Here is a 1,677-nt window from a genome sequence, read left to right on the forward strand (position 1 = left end):
GGCTTCGCCGACGATCTCGATGTCGTCTTCGGCGGACAGCAGGGCGGCGACGCCGCGGCGGACGACCTCGTGGTCGTCCATCAGGAACACCCGGATCGTCTTCGTTTCCTGCGGCGAGTTCTGGTCGGCCTGACCGGTCATGGCGATCGTTTCCTCTGCACGGTCGGTGGTGTCACGGACGGTACCCCCCATACGGCCGGTCTCACAGCGCGTCGGAGGTCGGGCGAAACCCGCCCGCCGACCCGGTCGGCCCTCGCCTGGCGACCCGCCTGCCGATCCGCTCCCCGCCGCATGGCGTCGACCGCCATGGACTTTCGGCCCTGTAACAGGTCAGGGCCCGGATGTTGCGCTGGGAGGGAGGAGGGAAGGAGTGACAGATGCAGACGAGGAGCGAAGCGCCCGCGGGCGTCGAGGACGTCATCCGCGGTGCGGTCGAGGACGCGATCCGGGCACCGTCGGTGCACAACACCCAGCCGTGGCTCTTCGGCGTGCGCGGGTCGCGGATCAGCCTGCGCGCCGATCCGGACCGTCGCCTCGACGTCGCGGATCCGCAGGGCCGGGAGATGCTCATCAGTTGCGGCGCGGCTCTGTACAACCTGCGGCTGTCACTGCGCAAGCGCGGGTACGAGCCGGTCGTCCGCCTGCTACCGGACGCGGACCGTCCGAATCTGCTGGCCGACGTCGAGCTGGAACGCGGTCACGAAGCGGTCACCAGGGAGGTCGAGCGCGAGTACGCGCAGATCGAGCGGCGGCACAGCCACCGCGGCGGATTCCGGCCCGACCCGGTGCCGTCCGGTGTGGTCACGGCCCTCTTGCGGGCGGCCGAGCAGGAGGGGGCGCGGGTGATCCAGGCCGTCGAGGCCCACGTCCTGGGGGCGCTGGCCGCGCTGACCGACGCGGGTGAGCACGTCCAGCGCCGCATCCCCGCCTACTCGACCGAGATGGCCCGCTGGGCGCCGTCGCCCGCGACGGCGCGCAAGGACGGCGTCCAGGAGGTCTCCTATCCCGTGCGGACGCCCCGGACGGAACCGTACTTCGCGGCCCGGGACTTCGCTCGCGGTCAGGGATGGGGAGTCGAGCCCGCCGATGAGGACGGCACCGCCTCCGCGGGGATCGCCCTGCTGCTCGTGACGGCGGAGGACACCCCGGCGGCGTGGCTGCGGGCCGGCCAGGCGCTCGAGCGCCTGCTGCTGTGCGGGGCCGAGCACGATCTGTCGGCCGCGTACCACACGCAGGCCATGCAGGTCCCTGAGCTGCGGGATTTCATCCGCATGCACTTCTGCGGCGACGCCTATCCGCAGATGCTCCTGCGGATCGGCGTGCCCGTGGGGGAGAAGCTGTCGACTGTGCGGCGTCCTGTCGAGGAGGTCATGATCGAGGAGCCGTGACCGGCGGATCCCGGGGGCGGGGGCGCCGTTCGGACTCCGGAGCCGGGGGACAAGACCACGGCTTTTCCGCTCGCCGGGCGGGCATGAAGTGAACGCCCGGTCGCGGGCCCCGTACTCCGTGTGAGCAAGTCGCCGGCGGGTCACGGCCCTATGCCCCCTCGCCTATGTTGGGGGTCGCCGATCGGTAATACTGGGGAATGTGACCGATGAGCCCGGGCCGGGCGGGGACAAGGCGCGGCTGATCCTTCCTCAGTTGCAGCTGGATGATCTGCTGGCGGAGTTGCAGACG

At 71.3% G+C, this 1,677-nt stretch carries 1 protein-coding gene; it reads left to right on the forward strand.

The genetic code is table 11. The features are described 5' to 3' along the window. Positions 1-377: 377 nt before the first annotated feature. Positions 378-1,388, forward strand: a complete 1,011-nt coding sequence (locus J4557_RS49000) for an Acg family FMN-binding oxidoreductase (RefSeq protein WP_208274819.1) — start codon at positions 378-380, stop codon at positions 1,386-1,388. Positions 1,389-1,677: the final 289 nt, after the last annotated feature.

It is taken from the genome of Actinomadura nitritigenes, assembly GCF_017573545.1.
GTDB lineage: Bacteria > Actinomycetota > Actinomycetes > Streptosporangiales > Streptosporangiaceae > Spirillospora > Spirillospora nitritigenes.